Here is a 242-nt window from a genome sequence, read left to right on the forward strand (position 1 = left end):
TAACGAACCAATCGTTATGCACGGCCCGTTCGTCATGAATACCACACAGGAAATCAATGCCGCTCTGCGCGACTTTCAGAGCGGTAAGTTCGGAACCATACCAGCTCCATGACCGGATGACCGGCCATGCGTTGCGGGTCTCACATTCCCCGACTAGTCCCACCGCAGTTTCGAACGGAAAACCGGTTTCCAATTTTCCTGAAACTGCTCGTCCTTATGAGACCCGCAGCTGAGATTACATG

1 protein-coding gene is annotated in these 242 nt (G+C 52.9%); it reads left to right on the forward strand.

Going from position 1 to position 242, the window contains the following annotated elements; translation table 11 throughout:
- The first annotated feature begins 34 nt into the window (after positions 1-34).
- Entirely contained in the window at positions 35-112 is a 78-nt protein-coding gene (locus HBA93_RS23010; RefSeq protein ID WP_353619438.1) for a hypothetical protein, read from the forward strand.
- Positions 113-242: the final 130 nt, after the last annotated feature.

Source organism: Ochrobactrum sp. SFR4 (genome assembly GCF_019730395.1).
Lineage (GTDB): Bacteria > Pseudomonadota > Alphaproteobacteria > Rhizobiales > Rhizobiaceae > Pseudochrobactrum.